Annotated in this window: 19 protein-coding genes; 12 read left to right on the forward strand and 7 right to left on the reverse strand. The window is 44.5% G+C overall.

All coding sequences use genetic code 11. The features are described 5' to 3' along the window. The first annotated feature begins 171 nt into the window (after positions 1-171). From HYN49_RS09440 to HYN49_RS09465, 6 genes are read left to right on the forward strand one after another with little or no spacing between them, the layout of a single operon-like run. Positions 172-1,380, forward strand: a complete 1,209-nt coding sequence (locus HYN49_RS09440; protein WP_108903879.1) for a hybrid sensor histidine kinase/response regulator — start codon at positions 172-174, stop codon at positions 1,378-1,380. A gap of 6 nt (positions 1,381-1,386) precedes the next feature. After that, on the forward strand, positions 1,387-4,947 hold the full coding sequence (locus HYN49_RS09445) for a response regulator (protein ID WP_108903880.1): 3,561 nt from the start codon (positions 1,387-1,389) through the stop codon (positions 4,945-4,947). Positions 4,948-4,958: 11 nt separating this feature from the next. Continuing rightward, positions 4,959-5,324 carry a response regulator gene (locus HYN49_RS09450; RefSeq protein ID WP_108903881.1) on the forward strand — a complete coding sequence of 122 codons (366 nt, stop codon included), beginning with the start codon at positions 4,959-4,961 and terminating at the stop codon, positions 5,322-5,324. A gap of 10 nt (positions 5,325-5,334) precedes the next feature. Continuing rightward, the gene (locus HYN49_RS09455) at positions 5,335-6,144 is read left to right on the forward strand and encodes a CheR family methyltransferase (protein ID WP_108903882.1); all 810 of its coding nucleotides are present in this window, start codon (positions 5,335-5,337) and stop codon (positions 6,142-6,144) included. Continuing rightward, complete coding sequence (locus HYN49_RS09460; protein ID WP_108903883.1) at positions 6,126-6,701, forward strand: chemotaxis protein CheB; 576 nt, start codon at positions 6,126-6,128, stop codon at positions 6,699-6,701. The genes HYN49_RS09455 and HYN49_RS09460 overlap by 19 nt, the downstream gene beginning before the upstream one ends. Positions 6,702-6,735: 34 nt before the next feature. Further along, positions 6,736-7,596 (forward strand): T9SS C-terminal target domain-containing protein, encoded by an 861-nt coding sequence (locus HYN49_RS09465; protein ID WP_146185081.1) that lies wholly within the window; start codon positions 6,736-6,738, stop codon positions 7,594-7,596. 44 nt (positions 7,597-7,640) lie between these two features. Here HYN49_RS09465 and HYN49_RS09470 read toward each other — a convergent pair whose 3' ends face one another. Both HYN49_RS09470 and HYN49_RS09475 read right to left on the reverse strand, forming a co-directional pair. Continuing rightward, positions 7,641-8,828 carry a cytochrome-c peroxidase gene (locus tag HYN49_RS09470; protein WP_108903885.1) on the reverse strand — a complete coding sequence of 396 codons (1,188 nt, stop codon included), beginning with the start codon at positions 8,826-8,828 and terminating at the stop codon, positions 7,641-7,643. A gap of 163 nt (positions 8,829-8,991) precedes the next feature. Beyond that, positions 8,992-9,552, reverse strand: coding sequence for an HPP family protein (locus tag HYN49_RS09475; protein WP_394336393.1), 561 nt, complete (start codon positions 9,550-9,552; stop codon positions 8,992-8,994). A 241-nt stretch (positions 9,553-9,793) separates the two neighbouring features. Here HYN49_RS09475 and HYN49_RS09480 point away from each other — a divergent pair, with 241 nt between their 5' ends. Next, positions 9,794-11,347 (forward strand): sensor histidine kinase, encoded by a 1,554-nt coding sequence (locus HYN49_RS09480; protein ID WP_108903887.1) that lies wholly within the window; start codon positions 9,794-9,796, stop codon positions 11,345-11,347. Here the strand turns inward: HYN49_RS09480 and HYN49_RS09485 are convergent. Further along, on the reverse strand, positions 11,325-11,879 hold the full coding sequence (locus HYN49_RS09485; RefSeq protein WP_108903888.1) for a DUF4256 domain-containing protein: 555 nt from the start codon (positions 11,877-11,879) through the stop codon (positions 11,325-11,327). The genes HYN49_RS09480 and HYN49_RS09485 overlap by 23 nt on opposite strands. A gap of 1 nt (position 11,880) precedes the next feature. Then, positions 11,881-12,318, reverse strand: coding sequence for an SRPBCC family protein (locus tag HYN49_RS09490; RefSeq protein WP_108903889.1), 438 nt, complete (start codon positions 12,316-12,318; stop codon positions 11,881-11,883). A gap of 174 nt (positions 12,319-12,492) precedes the next feature. Here HYN49_RS09490 and HYN49_RS09495 point away from each other — a divergent pair, with 174 nt between their 5' ends. Continuing rightward, complete coding sequence (locus HYN49_RS09495) at positions 12,493-14,241, forward strand: ABC transporter ATP-binding protein (protein WP_108903890.1); 1,749 nt, start codon at positions 12,493-12,495, stop codon at positions 14,239-14,241. 23 nt (positions 14,242-14,264) lie between these two features. On the opposite strand, the gene HYN49_RS15260 is transcribed toward HYN49_RS09495, so the two are convergent. From HYN49_RS15260 to HYN49_RS09505, 3 genes are read right to left on the reverse strand one after another with little or no spacing between them, the layout of a single operon-like run. Next, positions 14,265-14,393, reverse strand: coding sequence for a hypothetical protein (locus HYN49_RS15260; RefSeq protein WP_262497617.1), 129 nt, complete (start codon positions 14,391-14,393; stop codon positions 14,265-14,267). 53 nt (positions 14,394-14,446) lie between these two features. Further along, a complete protein-coding gene (locus HYN49_RS15245) occupies positions 14,447-14,635 on the reverse strand; it encodes a hypothetical protein (RefSeq protein ID WP_245892158.1) in 189 nt (62 codons plus the stop codon). A gap of 25 nt (positions 14,636-14,660) precedes the next feature. Further along, positions 14,661-15,083 carry a DUF1801 domain-containing protein gene (locus HYN49_RS09505; protein WP_108903891.1) on the reverse strand — a complete coding sequence of 141 codons (423 nt, stop codon included), beginning with the start codon at positions 15,081-15,083 and terminating at the stop codon, positions 14,661-14,663. A gap of 238 nt (positions 15,084-15,321) precedes the next feature. Here HYN49_RS09505 and HYN49_RS09510 point away from each other — a divergent pair, with 238 nt between their 5' ends. From HYN49_RS09510 to HYN49_RS09525, 4 genes are all read left to right on the forward strand, one after another. Further along, positions 15,322-16,935 (forward strand): CTP synthase, encoded by a 1,614-nt coding sequence (locus HYN49_RS09510; RefSeq protein ID WP_108903892.1) that lies wholly within the window; start codon positions 15,322-15,324, stop codon positions 16,933-16,935. Between the two features lie 36 nt (positions 16,936-16,971). Next, positions 16,972-18,870: a membrane protein insertase YidC gene (gene yidC / locus HYN49_RS09515; RefSeq protein WP_108903893.1), complete on the forward strand. Its 1,899-nt coding sequence runs from the start codon at positions 16,972-16,974 to the stop codon at positions 18,868-18,870. A 127-nt stretch (positions 18,871-18,997) separates the two neighbouring features. Beyond that, on the forward strand, positions 18,998-19,708 hold the full coding sequence (locus tag HYN49_RS09520) for a toxin-antitoxin system YwqK family antitoxin (RefSeq protein WP_245892159.1): 711 nt from the start codon (positions 18,998-19,000) through the stop codon (positions 19,706-19,708). A gap of 56 nt (positions 19,709-19,764) precedes the next feature. Beyond that, entirely contained in the window at positions 19,765-20,322 is a 558-nt protein-coding gene (locus HYN49_RS09525) for a DUF4956 domain-containing protein (RefSeq protein WP_108903894.1), read from the forward strand. Positions 20,323-20,344: the final 22 nt, after the last annotated feature.

Raw genomic sequence — 20,344 nt, forward strand, 5'->3', positions numbered from 1 at the left:
CTTTTCAAACGGAATAGATCTGAACACAGATCAGCTCTTTCCCAGGGGCCATTCCTGAAAGCTGCAATTCCATATGTATTACATTTTGGACTATCAGTAAATGCTGGTGTGTCATGTTGGGCATAACGAATTGTCCTGCGCTAAGAAAGGGCTTTTGTGCCCGACATATATATGATATTAATTGTAGACGATAAACGGGAAAATATTATCCCGCTCAAAAAAATCCTGGAACTGCACCAACTTGAATCTGACTCCGCCGATTCAGGTGAAGAAGCGTTAAAGAAGACTCTTAAAAAGGATTATTCGCTGATTATCCTCGATGTGCAGATGCCGGGAATGGATGGTTTCGAAGTAGCGGAAGCGCTTTCGGGCAGCAACCGTACAAAAGACATTCCAATTATTTTCCTTTCGGCCATCAATAAAGAGAAAAAATATATTTCCAAAGGCTACCACACCGGTGGTGTCGATTATGTCACAAAACCTGTCGATGCGGATTTGTTGATATTAAAGGTAAAGACATTCCTCAAATTATACCAGCAGCAGCAGGAACTTAAAGGACTGCACAACCTCTTATCCAAAGAAATTGAAATCCGGAAGGAAGCACAGGAAAACCTCGAAGAAAAAGTCCTGGAGCGCACCAGGGAACTGCAGGCGAAAAACGATGAGCTTGAATTCCGCAACCATGAATTACAGCAATTTGCCTGGGTAGTTTCGCACGATTTAAAGGAGCCCATCCGCAAAATTGAAATCTTCGTCAGGCTGATTAAGGACCGTTACCTTATCGATGAGGCCAAAGCGCATGAAACCATCGAGCGCGCACTGGCATCGTCGGCAAGGATGACCAAACTGATTGAAGATTTGCTTGATTATTCAAGGTTATCGTCATCTGCCGTTCCTGAGAAAACCGACCTGAATGAAGTGGTGGGCGAAGTCCTTTCCGACCTTGAATACCTTATTGAACAGAAAGGCGGTACGATAATTATTGAAAATACCTTACCAACGATCGATGCCATCCAAAGCCAACTAAGGCAGGTGATGCAAAACCTGATCGGGAATTCTCTTAAATTTTCAAAACCTGACGTCCCGCCTGTAATTACAATCACTTCGGAATGCGTAACCGAAAAAGAATGCACTTCCCGTATGAATGAAAATGGCAATTTCTACAGGATTTCAGTAAAGGATAATGGCATCGGTTTTGACGAAAATTATGTAGGCAAGATTTTTACCATCTTCCAAAGACTGCACCACCGCGATGCTTATGAAGGCACCGGCATCGGTTTGGCCATAGCCAAAAAAATCATCGAAAAACACAACGGCCTGATTACCGCCCGAAGCACAGAAGGCAGCGGAGCCGAATTCATTATTATTCTCCCAAAATAATAGCCTATGCAAAGCAATTTTAAAAGAAATTTAATTGTCAGTTCAGGGATTTCACTATTGATCCTTCTGATCAGTTCGACAGCCTCATTCCTAAGTATCAAGAAACTGCTCGACAGCAATGCGATGGTGAACCACACCAACGAAGTCATTTACAACATCAACCAGGGCCATAATATCACGATTGAAGCGCAAAACAGCGTCCGTGGTTTCCTGATTACCGGAAAGACCACCCTTTTGGAAGCTTACGAAGGTGCAGAGGGTCGCGCTCAAATTTGTTACAATACGTTGAGAAGGCTCACGTCGGATAACTTCGCACAGCAAAAGAACCTGGCTGAGCTTGAGTTTAAAAGCAAAATATTTTACGATTACCTCAAAGTGCGTGTCAAAGCAAAAGCTGCAGGCTACGTCGCCACGGAAGAAAACCTGACAAAAGGAAAAGCGTTGCTCGATGGACTTCGCGCCTCGCTTCGTGCGATGGAAACAGAAGAGCAGCGACTGTTGAAAATCAGGGTGGAGCAGTCTGCTAAGAACGGCAATTACAGCCTCGTTTTAATTGTATTGGCCGCTTTGACGGCTTTGATTATCACCATCGTCTTTTTCATGAGGATGCTGAAGGATTTCAGGCAAAGGCAAATGCTGCAGATGGAACTCCAAAGGAATGAAATTGAAACCGCAAACCGGATCCGTGTCATCAGCGGTATCGCCGAACAAATTTCAGACGGGAATTATGAAATCCGCGTCAACGATACAGAAAGCGATGCTTTGGGCAGCGTGGCCGGCTCGCTGAACAATATGGCGGTTTCGCTGAACAGGTCATTCAATCTGCTCACCGAAAAAGAGTGGCTGCAAACAGGCATGGCACAGCTTAGCAACGTCATGCTCGGCGAGAAGAGTATAGAGCAGCTGACCAAAGAAATTATTGAATTCATTGCAGCATATACCAAAAGCAATGCCGGTGTGATTTACCTGCTACAAGGGGAAGAATTGCAATTGGTATCAGGCTACAGCTACATTCCTTCCAGGGAACGTGAACGTATACAGCTTGGCGAATCCCTGATAGGGCAGGCTGCAAAGTCAAGGAAGATGCTCGAACTGAAGTTACCTGAAACGGAAGATATCAGCATTTCTTATGCTTTAGGCGAAATCAAACCGGCCCATATCGTTGCCATTCCATTAATCGAATCCAATACGGAAGGTGCCATGGAACTCGCTTCTGTAAGGGAATTTACTGCTTTGGAACTCAATTTCCTTACGGATGCTTCTTACTACATAGCCCTTGCCATCAAAGGGGCTTTGGGCCGAAAACGCGTGCAGGAACTGCTCGAGGAAACGCAGGCGCAAACCGAAGAACTGAGCGTGCAGCATGGTGAATTGGAAAGCATCAACGCCGAGTTGGAAACGCAGACTGAAAAATTACAGGCCTCAGAAGAAGAGCTGAAGGTACAACAGGAAGAGCTGCAGCAAACCAATGAAGAGCTTGCAGAAAGAAGTGTCTTACTGGAAGAGCAGAATACTGAAATCCAGAAGAAATCCGAGGCATTGGAGTTATCCACACGATACAAATCGGAGTTTTTAGCGAATATGTCGCACGAGTTACGGACACCGTTAAATTCCATTTTACTGCTGAGCCGATTGCTTTCCGAAAATAATGAACAGAACATGAGCGCTGAGCAGATCGAATTTGCGAAAGTGATTCAAAGTTCCGGAAACGGACTTTTAGGCTTGATTGATGAGATCCTTGACCTTTCGAAAATCGAAGCAGGAAAGATGGAACTCGAAATCCTAGACATTCCGGTCCAGGAAATTGCGGAAAGCCTTAAAAACCTGTTTTCGGTTATTGCTAAAGAAAAAGGAATCGAGTTCAAGATTGAAACCAGCAACGCGCCATTGGTCATCAAAACCGATAAGATGCGACTCGAGCAGATATTGAAAAACCTGATTTCAAATGGCATCAAGTTCACTTCGAAAGGTTCGGTGACACTAGACATACACAAAGACCCTAAAAATGATAAACGGGTATGTTTCCTGGTGAAGGATACCGGTATCGGAATTTCGCCAACCCAGCAACCGCTGGTATTTGAAGCCTTCCATCAAGCAGATGGTTCGACCAAACGCAAATACGGGGGGACTGGTTTAGGGCTTTCCATCAGCAGGGAACTGGCTAAATTATTGCGCGGTGAATTGTCCTTGAAAAGCGCTATGAGCGAAGGCAGCGAATTTACGCTCTGCATTCCCATTTCGATTTCAGCTCCCGGGCAACTGATTCAGGAGCCTGTTTCAGAACCTAAAAAAGAAATGGAAGCAAAGCAATCTCCGGAAACCATAGATCCTTATGTCGTGCCAGTAATCCCGGAAGATGTCCCTGACGACCGTGATGATATTTCCGCGAGTGATAAAACCATCCTGATCGTGGAAGATGATACCAATTTTGCCAAATCATTACTTGATTATACGAGGAAACGTGGTTATAAGGGCATTGTAAGCGTAAGAGGGGATTATGCATTAAACATGGCGCTAACCTACAATCCGGTGGGAATCCTACTCGACATCCAGCTGCCGATAAAGAGCGGCTGGGAAGTGATGGAAGAGCTGAAAAGCAATCCGCAGACGCGCCCGATTCCTGTGCACATCATGTCATCGCATAAATTACGCCAGGAAAGCTTGCTGAAAGGAGCCATCAATTTCCTGGATAAACCTGTTGCTTATGAGCAGATGCCGGAAATCTTTAAGAAAATTGAACAGATTGTAAACCGTGATGCACAAAAGGTGCTCATCATTGAAGACAATTCAAAACACGCCAAAGCGTTGGCTTTCTTTCTGGAAACCCATAACATCAGTTCTGAAATCAAAAGCGAAGTGTCCGAAGGCGTTGTCGCACTCAAAAAACCGGATGTAAATTGCGTAATCCTTGATATGGGGATCCCGGACCGCCAGGCTTATGATATCTTGGAAAAAGTCAAGGAAAATCCCGGACTGGAAAACCTTCCGATTATTGTATTTACAGGCAAAAGCCTTTCAATGCAGGAGGAACTCAAGATTAAGAAATATGCCGATTCCATTGTGGTGAAAACGGCCCATTCTTACCAAAGGATGATTGACGAAGTATCACTTTTCCTGCATCTGATGGAAGAGAAGAAAGCAGATAGTACCCACAAAAACAGGCAATTCCAGCTTCTGAATAATGTACTCAGCAATAAAACCGTGCTTGTCGTGGATGACGATGTACGCAATATCTATTCATTGACCAAAGCGCTTGAAATCCTGCAAATGAAAGTCGTAACGGCCATAGACGGTAAAGAAGCGCTGAAGATACTGGAGGAAAATCCAGCGGTCGATGTCGTGTTGCTTGACATGATGATGCCCAATATGGACGGCTATGAAACGGCGCAGCGCATACGTGAAAATAAAAGGTTCAAAAACCTCCCTGTGATCGCGGTAACTGCCAAAGCCATGATGGGCGACCGCGAAAAGTGCATCAATGCCGGTGCTTCCGATTATATCACAAAACCTGTCGATGTCGACCAGTTGCTTTCGTTACTTAGGGTCTGGCTTTACGATAAACAATAGAAAATAGCGCAATGGATAAAAAAAAGATTCTTATTGTTGATGATGATGCGCGCAATATTTTTGCATTGACCGCCGTGCTGAAGTCAAGGTCTTATGACTGTGTTTCGTGCCAAAGCGCCCTCGAAGCTTTGGAAATGCTGAAAACCGACGGGAAAATTGATTTCATTTTAATGGATATGATGATGCCTGAAATGGACGGTTATGAAGCCATTCCGCAAATCAGGAAAATCCCGTCACATGCCAAAACGCCGATTATCTCAGTGACGGCGCAGGCGATGCTTGGTGACAGGGAAAAAAGCCTGAATGCCGGTGCCGACGAGTACATTTCAAAGCCGGTAGACATAGACAAATTACTTCAGGTACTCGATAAATTATAAACAGCCGCCCATGTTAAGCGACAGCGAAATCGAAGTGCTGATCAATGATGCACATGAATATTACGGATTTGATTTCGGAGGATATTCGCGCGCATCATTCAAACGCCGTATTGAGCGCCTTGCGCAAATGGATGGTTTAACTGATTTCCACAAGTTGCTATCCAAAATGCGCACCGATCCTGAATTTTTCAAGCATATGGTCGAGGAAATTACCGTCAATGTCACCGAAATGTTCCGAGATCCACACGTTTATAAAATCCTTCGTGACGAAATCCTTCCGGTATTGGCAACAAAACCCTTCATCCGGATCTGGCATGCTGGCTGCTCTACAGGCGAAGAGGTGTTTTCCATGGCGATCTTGCTGAAAGAAGCGAACCTGCTTAAAAAGTCACTGCTTTATGCCACCGACCTGAATCCTTCGGCACTTTCGAATGCCAAAAAAGGCATTTTCCCGTTGCGTATGATGAAACAATATTCTGAAAATTACATCGCTTCCGGCGGTATCAAGGATTTTTCCGATTATTATATAGCGAATTATGATCGTGCGAAATTCAGCGAAGAATTTTCAGATAAGATGGTGTTTTCGCAGCACAATCTTGTTTCGGACAGTTCATTCAATGAGTTTGATATGATTTTATGCCGCAACGTCATGATTTACTTTGATAAAGAATTGCAGGACAGGGCGCTGCATCTTTTCGATGACAGCCTTGCGAAGTTGGGTTATCTTGTCTTAGGCACAAAAGAAACCATTAAGTATTCCAACGTACAACCGCTTTTTGAGCAATTGAGAAAGGAAAAAATATGGAAGAAACTCAAATAATCCGTACCAAAGTAGTCGTTATGGGCGGCTCGGCGGGCAGCCTTGAGGTGTTGCTGAAGATTTTGCCACGCATTGCCATTATCCCTGATTTTGCAATTGCGATTGTTTTGCACCGCAAAAACTCTGAAGACAATACGCTTGAAGAGCTCATTGCCCTGAAAACCATGATTCCAGTAGTGGAAATTGAAGATAAAACGCCTTTGCTTCCCGGCGCCATTTACATTTGCCCGTCCGATTACCATTTGCTTTTTGAAAAGAACGGCACGCTTTCGCTTGATATTTCTGAGAAAGTGAATTACAGCAGGCCAAGCATCGACCTCGCTTTTGAATCGGCAGCAGATGCTTACGGTGATGCACTTACCGGAATCCTGTTATCCGGTGCTAATGCGGACGGTACCGCCGGACTTAAAGCCATAAAGGAATTGGGCGGAACTACCATTGTTCAAAACCCGGAAACGGCCGATATGCCTTTTATGCCAAGGAATGCCTTACAATTCGCCGAACCTCATTTCAGCCTTGACGCCAATGAAATACTTGAATACATTAAAGGCGTTTGAAATGAGATTCCTTGTGTTGTTTTTTTTCGGGTGTATGGCATACGCACAACCGGCTGAGGTTCTTTGCAAGCCAAAACTGAAGCGTTCCTGTATAAAACCTTCAAAAGCGATTTTACTGCAAAATGAACTCAATGAAGGTTCAGGGCTTGTCGCCTGGGAGGGAAAATTCTGGGCACATAACGATAGTGGAAACGCACGGCTTTTTGCATTGGATACTGCCAGCGGAAATATTATTCAAACCTATGACCTGCCTTTGGAGAATCGGGATTGGGAAGATTTGGGCCAGGACAAGACTTATTTCTATCTGGGGAATTTTGGGAATAATGCGCACCGGGTCGACACACTCCAGATTTACCGCATCCGGAAGGAATCGCTGTTGCAAAAAATACCATCGATTGACACTATTTCCTTTGCCTGGCCGGAAACCATCACGGGTAATAAAAAGGATAAAATCAACTTCGATTGTGAGGCAATGGCCATAGTCGGTGACAGCATTTGCCTTTTTACCAAAGAATGGAAACGCGGCCATCGCACACGACTATTTACGCTTCCGAAAGTGCCAGGAAAATGGACTGCGAATTATCGTTATACACTTAAAACAAGGATTTTAGTTACGGGCGCTTCTTATGAAGAAAATACAAAACAGTTGGTATTGTCTGGTTACAACATGGTATTAAGACCTTTTTTATTGGTTTTTCCTGAAACAAACGGCACAGATTTCTTTTCAAAACCTGGCAGGAAAATAAAAATCAGAAGGCGTTTCCGGCAAATGGAAGGCGTTACGACTTTTGACGGTGTAAATTACTTCGTCATCAACGAAGGTTTCCAGCTTTTTTTTATACATACAAGCCCACGGATTTATAAAGTCTCAGTAGGCAATCGCAGTAAGCAGTAGATTAAGCATTAATGCCACTGCATACTGAGACTTAAAAACTGCTGCTAATTAAAAGGGTTCGACCACTTTGCGTTTGTATACACATCACTGCCAGTCAGTGTTTTCAGGAAGGAGATAAGCGCATCCTTTTCCTGTGCGGTAATGTTGAGGTTTTGCGCCATACCACCCGGGCGCAGTTTCGGATCAAGGTTCGTATTGGCGGGATTGAGTTCGATCAGGTTGTAATGTGCGATGACTTCTTCCAGTGTTGCAAACTCGCCTGTGTGCATGAACGGTCCATTTGCAGTGCCGTTCGGTTTCAGTAAATTGCGTAACGATGGCGCCCTGGTATTTGTAAGGTCCAACACCGAAGCATTGCCTAAAGTACCAATAATGCCATTATTTCCACTATTCGGTGCAATGTCAAACTCCGGCGCAGCATGACAACCTGCACATCCGAGTCCGCCGCCTGTCCTCACACCAACGGGATTGAATTGGGGTGGCGCGAGAAACAGGTTCTTGCCCTGGTTTTCCTGCATCGTGAAATTGGTAAATGGCTGTCCGTCATTTGCAGCAGTTGCCCTTCCTGCATCAAATTTGGAATCAAATGACTGTATGCTCCTTATAAATTGTGCCAGGGCATTCTGGATGCGCGCTTCAGTGATGGTTGCATCGCCATAAACAAACGTGAACAATTCCTGGTAATACCCAACCTGCTGTAGTTTTGACAGCAAGGCGTTCAAATTCTCATCCCCGGCAGTACCGCTGAATCCCATTTCAATATGGTTTTGTATCGGTTGTGTGGTCTGGAATTCCAAAGTAGCAGCCCTTTCATCCCAGAAAAATTTACGCTCCACGGAAAACCTAGAATTCACAAGGCGCATGGCGTGCCTGGTTGTACCACCGTTAATGCCGTTACTGGCCGTGTTCGAATCCCCGAAAGCATTTGCCTGTATATGGCAGCTGGCACAGGCAACCGTATTATTCGCCGAAAGCTTTTTGTCATAAAACAAGACACGCCCCAGCGTTGCCCCTTTATCGGTAATGGGATTTGCCTGAGTATTGTCCCTGGTAATATAGGCAGGAATAGTCTGGGCTGCATAGTTGCTGAGGTTGTCGGGGTCAATGTTGTTGCCGAAAGCGGCCGTAATACCGGCATAGGGATCGACGGGAACATATTCACTGTCTTCATCTTTACTGCATGAGCAAAGGCTTAATAAGATAAAAGCGGGGAGGAGGAGTCTGTAATGCATCTTTGTTGGTTTTGGTTTAATGCATTAGACGTGAAAAAAAATGTTATCCTTCGCGGATGGTGTCTTTTATTTATATGGTCAGTAAAAACCAGCGGAAAATTAGCGAGGTGGCCTAAAGCACCAGCGAGGAATACACTATTTAAAACAGACTGATCTGAACAGTTTAACCATCCGGTGAATCGTCGTTAAAAAATATCCTTCGGATATGCCTTGCAAATTTTTGATTTGCCGGATACCGGCGGTGTGCTGTGATGTTGTTGAAAAGCATGGCTACTGAAAACAAAATCAGGCAGCCCGTCAGTACAGGCGATAATACATAAATATAACCCAGCGCCTTGATTTTCTCCGAACCGATTACGGCTATCAGTGCCGTTGCCCCACCCGGCGGGTGCAGCGTTTTGGTGACCTGCATCCCAACGATGGAAAACGCCACGGCAAGCGGCGCATTCAACCAAATGATGTCAGGGACGAGCTTGTAGACGGTCACGCCAATAAGTGCAGAAATCACATGCCCGCCGATCAGATTCCGGGGTTGTGCGAGTGGACTCTGGATCGCACCATAAATCAATACGCCCGATGCCCCGAATGACCCGATTAGGAATACGTTTTCAGCTTTAGAAAGCATAAAACCTTGTAAAAAAGCAATGAGCCCTATACCAAAAAATGCACCAAGGAAGGACCAGAAATGCTCCCTGCCATCAACCAGCGTTTCTCTGTAAATCACGTATCTTGATATACGGAATCCGCGTTTTATCTTCTTCCTGACCACTTTGTGTTTTTTAACGAAAATACGATTTAATTGCAGATGCTGCGCTAAAGACAGGCGCTTTGGAATGTGTAAAAAGTCTAAAATTATATAAAATGACTGTGTGTAATTATAACATTTGGCTTAAAGTTGATATATATAGCTATTTTTAATCAGATCATTTCAATTAACTTTATCGCACTTTAAAATTTAAGTATTAATGCAAAATTCTGACAAAAACGAAAAGACTGATACTGTACTACAGGCAACAGAAGGTCTTTATCATAAGATGGTTTCTGAAGTTCAGGATTATGCCCTTTTGCTGCTGGACTGTGATGGGACTATACTGAACTGGAATCCAGGTGCGCAAAATATAAAAGGTTATGCACCGGAAGAAATCATTGGAAAGAATTTCCGCGTGTTTTATTCAGACGAAGACCGAAAGCGACAATTGCCGGAATCCTTATTACAGCAGGCTTTTGATAACGGACGGGCAGCGCATGAAGGCTTCCGGGTAAAAAAAGATGGGAGCACTTTTTGGGGATCGGTGGTCATTACAGCCCTGCATGATAGCGATAATAAGGTCATAGGTTATTCAAAAGTGACCCGGGATCTTACAGAACGAAAAAATGCGGAAGACAACCTTGAAAAGCATGCCATAGCCCTGCAGCATCATAACGAGATGCTCAGGCTCAGCGAAGAACGCTATCACAGGATGATTGCCGAAGTCGAGGATTATGCGATCATACTCCTGGACACCGATGGCAACATTATGAACTGGAATAAGGGCGCTGAAAATATTAAAGGATATACGGAAAGTGAGATTATCGGGAGGAACTTCAGGAGTTTCTACCGTCCTGAAGACAGGGAACGGCAATTGCCTGAACAGCTTTTGGCTGAGGCTGTGGCGAATAATAAGGCTACGCACGAAGGCTGGCGTCTGCGAAAAGACGGTACCCATTTCTGGGGGAGTATTGTCATTACCGCATTGCATGATGATGAAGGGAATATTACCGGTTTTTCGAAAGTTACACGCGACCTGACTTACAAAAAGCAGTCGGACGACCTGATCCTGATGCAAAACAAACAATTGGAAGAATATGCCTATGTCGCTTCGCATGACTTACAGGAGCCCCTTCGGAAAATCATGCTTTTTATCGATCTGCTTCACAGAAATATAGACAATAAGGAAACTGTTGCCGCATATATCTCTAAAATAAATTCGGCTACAGAACGCATGTCGAACCTGATTAAGGCAGTGCTGAACTATTCACAGGTAACTGATAGCATAGCATTGAAGGCTGAGGTCGACCTCAATGCAGTATTGGCAAATATTGAAACCGATTTTGAAATCATGCTGGCAGATAAGCAAGGAATTATCAATCGTGGCGCATTACCAATAATCAATGCTGTACCGATACAGATGCACCAGTTGTTTTCCAATCTCATCAACAACGGAATAAAATTTAATGATGACCATCCTGTAATTGATATCATATACCTAAATGCGGCCCATTCAGGAAAGCAGGGTTTTATGAAAATTACCGTAAAAGATAACGGACGCGGTTTTAATCCTGAGCACACTGACAAGATTTTCCGTATGTTCCACAGGCTGCATGATAAGACGCAGGGTACCGGAATCGGGTTGGCGCTTTGCAAACGCGTGGTCGAAAACCATGGCGGAACGATTACCGTTGCCAGCAATCCAGGCCAGGGAACTGCATTTGAAATTTGGCTGCCCGAAACATTGCTTACACCACTAATATCGCCCTGAATCCTCTGGCGGCATAATAAGAATCTGCGCCATTGTGGTATAAAAACACTGTGTCATAACGACGGTCACAAAACAATGCACCTCCCAGTTTCCTGACATTCTCAGGAGTCTTGACCCAGCTCGAAGTCTTTAAGTCGAAAGTTTCGTGTTGCTGCAATTCGCGGTATTGCGTTTCAGTCAAAATTTCGATCCCCATAGCGGCTGCCATATCCAATGCGCTGTCTCTGGGTTTGTTTTCTTTGCGGGCATCCAGCGCTTTACGGTCATAACAGACACTGCGGCGGCCTTTCGGGCTTTCCACGGCGCAATCGCAGAAAATATAAGCGCCGGTTTCATCCTGACCGATTACATCAGGTTCACCTCCGGTGTTTTCCATTTCACTGAGCGACCATAATTTGTTGGGATTGGCGTTAAGCCTGGCCTCGACATCATTCCAGTCAATATTTTTATGGCGGTTTGTATTTTTATCGAATCGTGCTTTCAGTATATCGATTAATGCGTTGCGGTCGTTTGCGGAAAGTTCTTTTTTCATGTTAGCTATGTTTTTCAACGTAATTTTTAAACGCAGTCATATATTTCATGGATTGTTTCTTAAACATCGGCGTAAATAAAAAAGCCATGATTTTCATCAATCCTTTAAACTGGAAATAACTGTTGCTGGTTTGTTTGACACTGTGGTCTGAAATTTTTTCGAAAACCATTTCAACTTCATTATAACCCATCGGGCTCCTGTAAGCGAACTTCATCTGGTGTGGCATGTTTTGTTCAAGGATCGTTTCTGAAATCTTCATTTCCTTATTCCTGTGTAAGAAATAAAAATCAGTTTTGGCACCAACTTCGCCAGGCGTGCCCGACTGGGGTTCGATTTTCTGCAAACCCTCCATCCAGTGTTTTACGCCTTCAGGATCCTGGAATCTTCTGACTACTTCTGCCAATGGCTTTTCAATGGTATTTGATAAGGTGTATCTCATAATCGTATTTGTACCTTGGAAATTTACGATTAAGTTTTAAATTTTCAGCTTCCGGTTTAAAGAATTACGGCATCCATTTGCTGAGAAAATATCTGCATAAATAAAAAGAATGTTAATACTTACAAAGCGGAGTTTATAACACTTAATTTTGCGCTCAAAATTTTACAAGCCATTATGAAAATACTTTTCTCTTATATCAAAACCCATAAATCCTTATTGTTCCTGGCGCTCTTCCTTGCCGCAATAAACCAGTGTTTCTCGCTATGCGACTCCATCATCATCGGTAAGCTGATGAACGAATGTGGCGTGGGCGTGGCCAATTTCAACCACAATATGAATTCTTTCATGAAAGTGGTTTTGGGCTGGCTAGCACTATCTGTCGGGGCCGCCATGATATCCAGGATTGCCAAAAATTTCCAGGATTATTTTACCAACATCATCATCCAGAGGACTGGTGCCCAGATGTATACTGACGGGATCCAGAAAGCCCTGCAGCTCCCGTTCCAGGATTTTGAAGACCAAAGAAGTGGCGAAACGCTGGGCAAACTGCAAAAAGTCCGCACGGACTGTGAGAAGTTCATCACACTATCCATCTCGTTGATTTTCCAGTCCGTCGTCGGGATTGTGTTTGTGGTTGTGTACGCGATCAGCATCCATTGGCTGCTCGGCCCATTATTCCTGGCTACCGTTCCCGTCATTGCTTTCATCAGTTCATTTTTAGGGAAGAAAATCAAGAAAGTCTCACGCGAAATTTTAGGCGAAACCACGGCTTTGGCAGGAGCCACTACGGAATCGCTGCGCAATATCGAACTTGTTAAAAGCCTTGGACTGACGCAGCAGGAAGTCAACCGGCTGAATTCTACCACCACGAAAATCCTCGGATTGGAATTGAAGAAAGTGCGCTACATCCGCTCGCTGAGCTTCTTCCAGGGGACAACGGTGCATTTCATGCGGACTTGCCTTGTTTTTGCACTGTATCTTTTCATCTTCAACGGGATTATTAAACCGGGCGACCTGATCACACTGATGTTCTTCTCCTTCTTTTTGTTCAATCCACTGCAGGAATTGGGCAATGTGATTGCAGTGTATAATGAGACGAATGCTTCTATGGAAAATTTCAACAAGCTGATGACTTCTGCGAGCGAGGCCACGCCGGCCCACCCGAAAACCATGGGATTGATCAGCCACCTGCGGTTTTCGGATATTTCATTTAAGCATTTAAGCGCGCAGACCCCTGCCGTAAAAAACATATCTTTTGAAGCCAAAGCCGGCGAAACGATCGCATTTGTAGGTCCCTCAGGAAGCGGGAAAACCACTTTGGTGAAATTGCTCGTGGGCTTGTACAAACCCAATGAAGGCGCTGTTTTTTACAATGAAAAAGATGCGAATGATATCGACCTGAACGAATTAAGGCAGCAACTGGGATTCGTAACGCAGGATGCACAGTTGTTTTCAGGCACAATCAAAGACAATTTATTGTTTGTAAAACCGGACGCTACCGATGAGGAATTGTACGACGTATTGCACAAATCCGCCTGCCATAATCTGTTGAAAAGGGCAGAGAAGGGGATTAACACCACCATCGGTGAAGGCGGTATTAAAGTTTCAGGTGGTGAAAAACAAAGGCTTTCGATTGCGCGTGCCTTACTGCGCCATCCGAGGTTATTGCTGTTTGACGAGGCCACATCGGCACTGGATTCGATCACCGAAGAGGAAATCACGCAGACGATCAGGGACATTTCTTCAAAACGCGACCAGATCACGGTATTGATTGCACACCGACTTTCAACAATCATGCACGCCGACAGGATTTATGTCCTCGAGCAGGGCAATATCATAGAGCAGGGAAGGCACCAGGACCTGCTGGATGAAAAAGGGCTTTATTATGCAATGTGGAGGCAGCAGATTGGGGAGCGGAAATAATCTAACTTTATTGAACCGGCTGATCAATTACCATCAGCCAGTTCAATATCCATAGTTTTTAAAAGTCCGTCCTCAAAGGTATAAATGTGTTTCACAACGCCATCGAACAACACGTTGCCCTGCAGGTCTTTTACGTTTTGATGTACTTTCACCTCAAGGCTTCCATTGTCTCTTTCGGTAAATCCGACGGGCGCTACGTTTGGATTTATTTCAGTCCATTGCCTTGTCCAGTAGTCTTTAATTTCCTCGTGCCCTGAAATATAACCGCCTCCCAGGCTTTAGACCATTGGATGTCCGGCTGCATGGTGGACAGCGCATTGTCGATATTCCTTTCATTAAACGCCTTGTATGCTTTTTGGATGGTGTCTGTAAATTGGTTAGTCGTTGTTTTCATTATTTTGTTGAAAATTAGCCTATATTTATGTTGCATTAAATCCAAATCGTATGGCTGTCTCAAGGATGTCAATATTGATGTCGGCGAGTTTTTTGAATTTGATGCAATAACCGGTCACGCTTGCTTTTCCCAGTGTTTGCCCAAAGTTTTCTGCTAAATACTTCTTATCATCAATGCCCATAATGTAAACGGAAATGCCTGTAGTGTTTGCGTTTAAACCAATCTGGTAAAATTCCCTGGACGTTCCATCGGCATATTGTATCGTGTAATGCCCATACCCGATATTTGGATTGGAAACAATTTTGCCCTCACTGTTCTTGCCATCAAGAAACCATAATTTGCATCCAAGCCTTATTTGCAGGATGAGGTGGTGCAATGCCTGCATGTCGCTGCGTTTTGCTTCGGGCTGGCTGTTGATGTACTCCTGGATTTGTTCTTTTGTATCCATATAAATTTATTGGCTTGATTTTTAATAACATGCCATCCGCCGGATAAAGTTATACAAAAACTGGTTTTATTGTATACGGGACAGGCAATTCATCTTGAGGATATCATTTCCGGATGGGCTGTTTTTTTCAATATTCCAACATAATTTTCTAACCGCCGATTTGCCAAATAGTCTAATTAATTCCCTACTTTTGCCACGTTTTTTAAACAGCAGCAACAACACAACAAACAACTACATAATGAATCAGGTAAAATATATTTTTGTTACTGGCGGCGTGACATCTTCTTTGGGAAAAGGGATTATCGCGGCTTCGTTGGCAAAACTATTGCAGGCAAGGGGTTACAGGACTACGATCCAGAAATTCGATCCATACATCAATGTCGATCCGGGAACGCTTAACCCTTATGAACACGGCGAATGTTTCGTCACCGATGACGGCGCTGAAACTGACCTTGACCTGGGCCATTATGAGCGTTTCCTGAATGTACCGACCTCACAGGCAAATAACGTCACGACCGGAAGGGTTTACCTTTCTGTTATCGAAAAAGAGAGAAGGGGTGAGTTCCTGGGTAAAACCGTACAGGTGGTGCCACACATCACTAACGAAATCAAGGAACGCATGCAATTGCTCGGGAATTCAGGCGATTTCGATATTGTCATCACTGAAATCGGCGGAACCGTCGGTGATATCGAGTCGTTGCCTTACATCGAATCCGTGCGCCAGCTTGTGTGGGAACTCGGCGAAGGCAACGGAATCGTAATCCACCTCACTTTAGTGCCATTCCTCGCCGCTGCGGGCGAATTGAAAACAAAACCGACCCAGCATTCCGTGAAGACCTTAATGGAAAGCGGGATCAAAGCCGACATCCTCGTTTGCCGTACAGAGCACGAACTTTCTGACGAACTGCGCCAAAAACTCGCGCTGTTCTGCAACGTCAAAAGAGAAGCGGTCATACAATCCATCGATGCCTCTACCATTTATGAAGTGCCAAACCTCATGCTCGAGGAAGGGCTGGATGTGGTCGCACTGAAAAAATTATCGCTTCCGCAGAAAAACACGCCGGACCTCAAAAACTGGACGGTTTTCCTTCAAAGGCTGAAAAACCCAAAGCATGTCGTCAACATCGGCCTGATCGGGAAATACGTAGAATTGCAGGATTCTTACAAATCGATCCTTGAAGCGTTCATTCACGCCGGCGCGGCAAATGAGACTAAAGTCAATGTTGTTTCAGTACACTCTGAATACATCGATGAGCATAATGTAGCCGAAAAATTCGAAGGCCTCGACGGTATCGTCGTAGCGCCAGGATTCGGTGAAAGAGGCATCGAAGGCAAGATTGAAGCCGTACGTTATGCCCGTGAAAATAACATCCCGTTTTTCGGTATCTGCCTTGGCATGCAGATGGCGGTTATCGAATATTCAAGGAATGTACTCGGGTTGAAGGATGCCAACTCTACTGAAATGAACGTAGGCACTGCCCATCCCGTAATCGACCTGATGGAAGAGCAGAAATCCATCACCGACAAAGGCGGCACGATGCGCCTCGGTGCCTGGAAATGTGATATCACCGATAACTCGCTGGCCAAAACCATTTATGGTCAAAGCAGCATTATGGAGCGCCACCGCCACCGGTATGAGTTCAATGGGGATTATCTCGAAAGATTAGCATCAGCCGGTTTGCAGCCTTCCGGAATCAATCCTGAAACAGGCCTTGTGGAGATCGTGGAAATTGCGAAACACCCGTTTTTCATCGGGGTGCAATACCATCCAGAATATAAAAGTACCGTTGCCAATCCGCACCCCCTATTTGTGCATTTTGTAGCAGCCACCGTAAAAGCAAAACAAAAGTAATTTATAAACACGCATAGCACAGGCTATAAAACAAAAATGGAAGAAAAGAAGTTAGACGTAAAATCGATATTGGGTTTCGTATTGATTTTTGCAGTATTCATGTGGATGATGATGCCTAAGCAACTCACCAAAGAGGAGCAGGCCGCAAAAGCAAAAAAGGAACAGGAAGCCAAAGCGGCTGAAACAGCAAAGAAAACCCCACCGACTAAAGTAATTGCAGCAATGCCTACGGATTCCACGGCAGGTGATTCTGCACAGCTCGCAAAACTCAGGGGTACATTAGGCGATTTTGCTTATTCTGCCACCTTGCCATCCGCTAAGGAAAACTTTACGACCATCGAGAACAAGCTCGTCAGCCTGACCATTGCCAATAAAGGTGGTTACATTGTGGATGCCAAGTTGAAAGGTTACGAAAAAATCAAAAAAGGTTCTGGTAACCTCGTGGAACTGATCAAGGATAACAATGCTGGCCTGAACATTAAAATGCAAACTCAGGACAACCGCGTTATAGATACTAAAAACATGTACTTCGAGCCAGTGGTTACGAAATCAGGCGAAAACCAAATCCTGACCATGCGACTGAAAGCCGGAGCCGATGCCTTCCTGGAATACCAGTATGTGTTGAAGCCAAATGATTATATGCTTGACTTCAGCGTGCGTTCACAAGGGCTGAATAAAGTGCTGAACACCACAAAGCCAGCCGATCTGGAATGGAGCCTGAAAAGCTACCGCAACGAAAAAAGCGCTACGTATGAGTCGCGTTACGCCGATTTAAGGTACGAATATGAAGGGGATAAAAACGATTACCTCGGTCAGGGGAAAGATAAAACCGAAACGGTCGAAAAAGTATCGTACATCGCTTTCAAGCAGCACTTCTTTACGTCGATATTATTGACAGACAAGCCTTTCGCTAAAGCAGAATTGTATTCAGATAATCTCGTACACGATGAAAAAGTGGACAGCGTTTTCACAAAGCAATTCCGTGCTACGGTGCCGCTGGCTTTCGAAAATGGGGAACTGAACCACAAAATGAACTGGTATTACGGCCCGACCGATTACAAAACCCTGAAGCATTACGACCGAAACATCGAAAAGATCGTTCCGCTGGGGTGGGGAATCTTCGGATGGATTAACCGCTACCTTTTTATCCCGGCGTATGATGTGCTGAGTCTGATCATGTCACAAGGGTTGGCCATCATCTTCTTTACGATCCTGATCAAACTGCTGATGTCGCCGGTAACCTACAAGTCGTTCCTGTCACAGGCGAAAATGAAAGTGCTGCGCCCGGAAATCGCCGAATTGAACGAGAAGTTCAAAAAAGACCCGATGAAAAAGCAACAGGAAACCATGAAGCTTTACAACAAGGCAGGCGTGAATCCTATGGCGGGCTGTATCCCTGCGCTGCTGCAGATGCCGGTATTCTACGCCTTATTCCAGTTCTTCCCATCGGCGCTGAGCTTAAGGCAGGAAGGATTTTTATGGGCCACGGATTTATCGTCATTCGACTCGGTATATAAATTGCCGTTCTTTATCCCATTGTACGGAAACCACATCAGCCTGTTCCCGATACTGGCTTCGATTGCCATTTTCTTCTATATGAAAATGACGACGGGAGACCAGCAGGCATCCGCACCGCAACAGGAAGGGATGCCGGATATGGGCAAGATCATGAAAGTGATGATTTACATCTCGCCATTGATGATGCTTATTTTTTTCAACAACTACGCATCAGGACTCAGTTTGTATTACTTTATCTCTAACCTGATTACGATCGGGATTATGCTTGTGATCAAGAATTATATTGTGGATAACGATAAAATACACGCACAGATTCAGCAAAACAAACTGAAAGAGCCAAAAAAACAAGGCGGTTTCCAACGCAAGCTCCAGGAAATGATGGAACAGGCAGAAGCAGAGAAAGCTAAAAAAAAATAGTTTTAAAGTCAGGAAGACCGAAAGTCCGAAAGTCCGTAAGTGATAACTGCTTTCGGACTTTCGGTCTTTTACTGACTTTTCCAACTTAAGATATACTAATTTTGCAAAAAATAAGTTTTACGCCTATATGAAATCACAAATGAAATATTTCTTCTTCCTGCTTATCGGCTGCTCTGCTTTGGCGCAGGCCGATATCAATAAAACAGATGCAAATGGCAAGAAACACGGACTTTGGAAAGGCATTTATGAAGAATCCAAGCGGCCGCGTTATGAAGGTACTTTTGAACACGGCGTTGAAACCGGGACGTTTAAATATTTTGATGACACCAAATCCGGAACCGTTATCGCAACACGTGTTTTCAGCGAAAACGGCAAAGTGGCCTATACCACGCTTTTAGACCGTAAAGGTTTCGTAGTGAGCGAAGGCAAAACCGTCAACAAGCTCAACGAAGGCGAATGGAAGTATTATCTCGAAGAATCCAAGGAGCTGATCACACAGGAGTTTTACACCAACGGCAAGCTGAATGGGGTCCGTAAAGTGTTTTTTCCGGGAGGAATCATTGCCGAAGAAACCACATACAAAGACGGCGTAAAGAATGGCAGCTATAAAAAATACACCGAAAAAGGAGCCGTACTCGAAGAATCGAATTTCAAAAACGGCAAATACGACGGAGTGGCCATTTTCCGCGACGGAGCCGGTGTCATCGTATCTAAAGGCCCCTTTGTGAAAGGCGAGAAAAAAGGCATGTGGGAGTTCTACAAAGACGGCAAGCTGAAGGAGAAGAAAAAATTCCCGGAAAGGGTGAAATTCGCTAAAACCGTAAAAAAGCAAGAATAAAGTATAACCAGGTATCTGCGGAATTTACATAGCTTTACGATTGTAATTTCCATACTATGAGCATACTCGAATTAGGCGGCCGGTTTACCTTATTGGTCGCTTCTGTATTGATACTGTATTTCTTTTCAAACAGGAACAAGGCCGAAACCATCCATCCGCTGTACATGATCGTAGGGCTTTGCACGTTCTCGCTCTGCTATCTTTTCACTAAAATAGATATCGGTGTCGGGATAGGGTTTGGCCTGTTTGCAATTTTTTCCGTACTGCGTTTCCGTGCGAAGGCGTTTACCATCAATGGCATCATCTTTCTTTTCACGTCCCTGACGCTCTCGATCCTCGATGTGATGTATCCGGTCGAAAAATATGAGATATTGATTTTATTCCAATCGGCCATCCTTCTGTTTTATATCGCGGCATCGCTGATCGTTTTCGATAAGATATCGAAGTTCAGCAACAATTGCGAATTGATTGTGCCGTATGAAAAAGGCTTCAGTCCGGAGGACAAACATGTCCGTAAGACCATCAGGGAAAAAATGGACATTGAGGAGTTCCATTACGAAGTAGTGTCAGTGAATACCGTCGCTAGTGAGGTGATGATTAAGGTGTATTATTAAAATATTGCATCACATCCATAAA

The sequence above is a fragment of the Flavobacterium pallidum genome (assembly GCF_003097535.1).
GTDB classification, from domain to species: domain Bacteria; phylum Bacteroidota; class Bacteroidia; order Flavobacteriales; family Flavobacteriaceae; genus Flavobacterium; species Flavobacterium pallidum.